This window comes from bacterium (genome assembly GCA_030654305.1).
Classification (GTDB): Bacteria; Krumholzibacteriota; Krumholzibacteriia; order LZORAL124-64-63; family LZORAL124-64-63; genus PNOJ01.
Window position 1 is genome coordinate 1 of record JAURXS010000036.1, and the last position, 5,290, is coordinate 5,290.

Annotated in this window: 5 protein-coding genes; 2 read left to right on the top strand and 3 right to left on the bottom strand. The window is 73.8% G+C overall.

Annotated features, from left to right (window positions below; translation table 11 throughout):
* Nucleotides 1-93: 93 nt before the first annotated feature.
* From Q7W29_00840 to cyoE, 3 genes are read right to left on the bottom strand one after another with little or no spacing between them, the layout of a single operon-like run.
* Entirely contained in the window at nucleotides 94-1,461 is a 1,368-nt protein-coding gene (locus tag Q7W29_00840; GenBank protein MDO9170361.1) for an SUMF1/EgtB/PvdO family nonheme iron enzyme, read from the bottom strand.
* The gene (locus Q7W29_00845; protein ID MDO9170362.1) at nucleotides 1,458-2,507 is read right to left on the bottom strand and encodes a DUF3179 domain-containing (seleno)protein; all 1,050 of its coding nucleotides are present in this window, start codon (nucleotides 2,505-2,507) and stop codon (nucleotides 1,458-1,460) included. The genes Q7W29_00840 and Q7W29_00845 overlap by 4 nt, the downstream gene beginning before the upstream one ends.
* Nucleotides 2,507-3,457, bottom strand: coding sequence for a heme o synthase (cyoE, locus tag Q7W29_00850; GenBank protein MDO9170363.1), 951 nt, complete (start codon nucleotides 3,455-3,457; stop codon nucleotides 2,507-2,509). The genes Q7W29_00845 and cyoE overlap by 1 nt, the downstream gene beginning before the upstream one ends.
* Before the next feature lie 95 nt (nucleotides 3,458-3,552).
* Between cyoE and Q7W29_00855 the strand changes: the two genes are divergently transcribed.
* Both Q7W29_00855 and Q7W29_00860 read left to right on the top strand, forming a co-directional pair.
* The gene (locus Q7W29_00855) at nucleotides 3,553-4,860 is read left to right on the top strand and encodes a COX15/CtaA family protein (protein ID MDO9170364.1); all 1,308 of its coding nucleotides are present in this window, start codon (nucleotides 3,553-3,555) and stop codon (nucleotides 4,858-4,860) included.
* Nucleotides 4,861-4,912: 52 nt separating this feature from the next.
* The coding region (locus Q7W29_00860) for an MmgE/PrpD family protein (protein ID MDO9170365.1) at nucleotides 4,913-5,290 on the top strand (378 nt) is incomplete at its 3' end.

Here is a 5,290-nt window from a genome sequence, read left to right on the forward strand (position 1 = left end):
GATCAGGGCGATCAGTGCGATCCGACGTGGGCTCAAGCGCATGCCTCCGGTTCCCGGCAACGTAGGCGCGGACGCGCCGGGATGCAAGATCGGCTATTCCCCGCCCGACTTGACGACCGGCGCGTTGCGCACCGGCCGGAAGCCCACGATCCCCGCGGTGGCGGCGGGGTCGAGGTAGGCGCGGGCCGCGCAGCGCAGCCGCTGGTTGGCGTCGGCGAAGGAGCCGCCGCGCAGCACCCGGTTGCTGCCGGTGGCCGGCCCGGTGGGGTCGGTCGCGGGCGCGGCCGTGGAATAGGTCTCGCCGTAGCGGTCCCAGCACCACTCCAGCAGGTTGCCGTGGACGTCGTGGAGGCCCATGGGGTTGGGCAGCAGGGCGCGCACCGGCTTCACGCGGTTGTCCGAGTTGGCCGCCGACCAGCCGAAGAACGACAGCACCGGGTCGACCTCCATGTCGAGGCGCGACAGCTCGCCGTCGCTCAGCGACCCCTGTGTGCCGGCCCGGCAGAGGGCCTCCCACTCGGCCTCGGTCGGCAGGCGCCAGCCGTCGGCGTCCTGGTTCCAGGCCACCTGCGGGCCGTTGACGGTGTAGGCCGCCGTCAGGCCGTCGGCGGCGGACTTCGCGTTGCAGAAGATCACCGCGTCGTACCAGGTGACCGAGACGACGGGCTGGTTGGCGAGCGTGGGGTCTTCCACCTGCCCGTCGCGCCGCACCTCGTTCCACTGGCCGTTGGTCAGCTCGGTGGTCGCCACCAGCAGCGGGCGCGTGAGGGTCACCTCGTGCCGGGGCCCCTCGTCCGGCTCGCGGCCGGGTTCCGGTGCGGCGGAGCCCATGGTGTAGGAGCCGGCCTCCAGGCGCACGGTCGCGAAGGGCCAGGCCGGCAGCACCGTGAAGGTGACCGCCGCGGTCGCCGTCTCGCCCGCCGTGATCAAGCCGTCGACCCAGCCCGGCGCCGGCAGGTTCCAGCCGGGCACCCGCTCCCAGGCCACGGTGAAGGGGCCGGCGGGCACGTCGTCCAGGGTGGCGTCGCCGACGCCGGAACGGTCGTCGTCGACACCGGCCAGGCGCTTCAGCACCCAGCGGATCTGCAGGTCGTCGGGCTCGACGTCGATCGACAGCGAACCGACCGTCGGCGGCGGGTCGGCGACGTACTGGCCCGTGAAGGTGATGGAGTCCCCATCGGCCAGGGTGCGGGTCTGCGAGAGCGGCCGCGCCCAGTCCGCGATCTCGTCCCAGACGATCGTCCACGAGCCGACGGCGCGCCCGGGATAGCGTTCGTCGCCCGTACCCTCGAAGTACGCATCTGCGGGACCGGTCAGCGTCCAGCCCGCATCCAGGATGCCGGGCAGGGTGACCACCTTCACAACGCCCACGGGGGCCGGGTCGGGATCGCCACCGCCGCCGCAACCCACGGCCAGCACGATCACCATCGACAGCAGCGCGAACAGCGGGACGTGTCTCATGGCAACCGGTCCTCTGGGTGGAAAGCGTGCCAGGCGAAGCGATCGGCGTAGTATACGGTGAACCCGCCGCCCGACACCAGTTCCAACCACACGGCCGGCTGCTCGCCGGGCGCCTGCGGCGCGGCGTGGATCCTCACGGCCACCCCGTCGACCTCGTCCGTCCGGACGCCGTCGGGACCGGTCTCGCGCGCCAGGCGGGCGGCGTCCAGAACGCGGCGGCCGGCCGGCGTCTCGACGATCAGCAGCGGGTCGAGCGGGCCGCCGCCGGCGGGCAGCGGCGCCGAGGGGAAGCGGGTGCGGCCGCCGGAGCGGTACGTCTGGTAGGGCCGCGACTGGTAGCGCCGCTTGAAGGTCGGCGCGGGGGCCGGCACGGTCGTGCCGGGGTGGTCGCGGCGCCAGCGCTCCCAGGTCGTCACCACCGCGGGCAGGCGGGGCAGCGCGTCGCCGCGGCGCGGGCCGGCCACGGCCTCGCCGGTCAGCTGGCACCACAGGCTCGGCGACGCCGCGCGGTCGAACAGCAGCGTGTTGGAGTTCAGCAGCAGCCCGCTCACCCCCAGTTGCAGCGTGTCCCCGTCGACGACGCGCCCGTAGACCGCGGCGCTGCCGGACAGCGGGCTCCAGGTCGCGGCCAGCGGCGCGCCGCCCAGGGTGTCGAGGCAGACCTCGTGCCAGTCCAGCACGCGCAAGGGCCAGCAGCGCGCCTCGCCCCGCACGACCGCACCGAGCACGCGGTCGGCGCCGACGAGGTACTTGCCGCGCTCCGCGTCGTTCAGCGAGTCGACGCCGGCGGGGGTCAGCAGCGGCGGGCGGTCGAGCGTCGGCAGGCCGTCGCGCGGGACGCCGCCGGCCGCGAGCAGGGATTCGGGGTACGCGAGGTTGGAGAGGTCGAAGCCGTAGGTGCGGGGGTGGCTGCCGTCACCGATCGCGTGGTGGTCGCGGGAGGCGCGCACGTCGGTCCCCAGGCGCCAGGCCACGACCGCGAGCAGGAGCAGCACCGGCGCCGCGAACACCACCGCGAGGCGCCGCCGACCGCCGCGACCGGCCATCAGACGCTCCCGGGCTGTGCGGCGACGATGGCGACGTCGGCCCCCGCCGCGCGTTCCGCCCGGGGCGGCGCGCGGTCGGCCACCATCAGGCCGAGCACCAGCGGCAGGTAGACCACGCTGCCCAGGAACACGCGCCGCGCGTTGAGGCTGCTGCGGTCGCGGTAGCAGCGCATGCCCAACCACAGCCAGGCGCCGCCGAGCAGCAGCGAGCCCACCGCGAACACGGCCCCGGTCAAGCCCATGAACGTGGCCAGCAGGCCCAGTGGCAGCAGCACCCAGGCGTAGAGCATCAGGAAGCGGAAGGTGCGGTCGCCGCGCGGGTCCTGCAGCGGCAGCATCTTGAAGCCCGCGCGCCGGTAGTCGTCGCGGTAGAGCCAGGCCAGCGACAGGAAGTGCGGCACCTGCCAGACGAACAGCAGGAGGGCCAGCCACCAGCCGCCGCCCTGGTCGCCGCCGAAGACGCCGCCGGTCACCGCGCTCCAGCCGATCAACGGCGGGATGGCGCCGCAGATGGCGCCGGCCAGCGTGTTGAGCGTGCTGCGGGGCTTCAGCGGCGTGTAGACGAGGACGTAGAGCAGGACCGTGCCGAGCGCCAGGGCCGCGGCCGCCGCGTTGACCAGCGCCAGCAGCAGGCCCGTGCCCGCCAGCACGACCGCGCCCGACCAGAGCGCCGCCGCGCGCACGCCGACCCGTCCCGCGGGCAGCGGCCGCTCCCGCGTGCGCACCATCAGGGCGTCGCGGTCGCGCTCGAGCACCTGGTTGAAGCCGTTGGCCCCGAAGGCGCACAGCGCGGTGCCCAGCAGCGTGGCGGCCAGGTGGCCCCAGCCCGGCAGCGGGCGCGCCGCCATCAGGTAGCCGGCCAGCGTGGTCACCACCACCAGGGCGCTGAGGCGGGCCTTGCCCAGCTCCAGGCTCAATCCGATCCAGCGCTGCAGCGGCGAGGCGGTCATGGCGCTCCGTGGTGGTGACGGCCGGCGAATCGTGGTAGCTATGGGAACCGGGACCGCACGAGACCCGGACACGCAGGATAACAGGAGGTCGGCAAGTGAGCAACGACAGCGCAACCCGAGAACCGGTTCGTGGCGGCGACATCCTGACCCTCGGCTTCGCCACCACGGTCGCGATGTGGGCCGTCGGCTACTGCGGCCGGCTGCCCGGCGTGCAGGCACCCATTTGGATGCTGATGCCCCTGATGTTCGGCCTCTTGATCCTCGGCGGCCGGCAGGCCGGCCGCTGGACGGGCCGTGGATGGCGCGGCGGCCTCTGGGTCGGACTGCTGGCCTCGACGCTCAACCTGCTGATCCTCGGCAGCCTGCTGGCCGTCGGCGACGGGTCGAACCGGGTCGTGCCGTCGGCGCTGCTCTGGGTGCCGGGGTCGCTGCTGATGGGCGCGTTCTTCGGCGCGATGGGAGCGGTCGAGGGCGCGCGCCGCCCCGCGACGCCGCCCTTCGCCTGGCCGTCCGCCTTCGCCTTCGTCGCCGCCGGCGCCACGCTGCTGCTGCTGGCCGCGGGCGGCGTGGTCACCGGGCAGCAGGCCGGCCTGGCGGTGGTCGACTGGCCCAACAGCTTCGGCTCGAACATGTTCCTCTACCCCCTGTCGCGCATGACCGGCGGCATCTTCTACGAGCACGCCCACCGCCTGCTGGGCTCGCTGGTCGGCCTCACGACGCTCGTGCTGGCGGTCTTCCTGTGGCGGACCGACGAGCGCCGCGGCGTGAAGCTGCTGGCGGGCGCCGCGCTGCTGCTGGTGATCGTCCAGGGCGTGCTGGGCGGCCTGCGGGTGACCGGCCGCTTCACCTCGAGCATGGACCCGGCCCACACCGCCCCCAACCTGACGCTGGCCATCGTCCACGGCGTGACCGGCCAGGTGTTCCTGGGCGTGCTGATCGCCCTGGCCGCCATGACGACCCGCGGTTGGCGCGCCGCCAAACCCAAGATCTTCGCCGACGCGCGCACCGACGCCCTGCTCTCGCGGGCCGTGGTGATCGTGGTTATCGTTCAGCTGGTGCTCGGGGCCGTCCTGCGCCACCTGTCCCACGGGCTGCTGCTGCACATCACGATGGCGGTGGCGGTGGCCGTGGTGGGGCTGCTGGTGGGCCTGCGGGCCTGGGGGGAACACCCCGACGTGCCCCGCCTGCAGGGCCTGGGCAGGGCGCTGATGATCCTGCTCGGCCTGCAGATCTGCCTGGGCCTGGCCGCGCTCTGGGCGACGGGCCTGACCGCGGCCGCCGGCACGCCGGCCCTGGCCGACGTGATCCTGACGACGCTGCACCAGAGCACCGGCGCCGTCATCCTGGCCTGCAGCGTGCTGCTGGCCCTGTGGAACACCCGGCTGCTGCGGGCCGCGGCTTGACCGACGACATCCACGACAAGTACCCACGCTGATCCCGGGAGGACCCGTAACCATGACTGTGAGCGGGAAGATGGCGGCCTGGGCGGCCGCCCTGCGTTACGAAGACATCGCGCCCGAGGCGATCACAGCCGCCAAGCGGTTCCTGTTCGACAGCGTCGGCTGCGCCTACGGCGGCCTGCTGCAGCACGACTGCAAGATCGCCCTGGAGGTGCTCGCCGAGACCGCCGGACCCGGCCCGGCCTCGGTCATCGGCACCGGCAAGCGGATGGACCCGGTGTCCGCGGCGCTGGCCAACGCGCTCTTGATCCGCGTGCTCGACTACAACGACATCTACTGGAAGCAGGACCCGTCGCACCCCAGCGACCTCATCCCGGCGGCGATGAGCGCCGCGGCGCGCGCCGGCGGCACCGGCCGCGACCTGCTGCTGGGC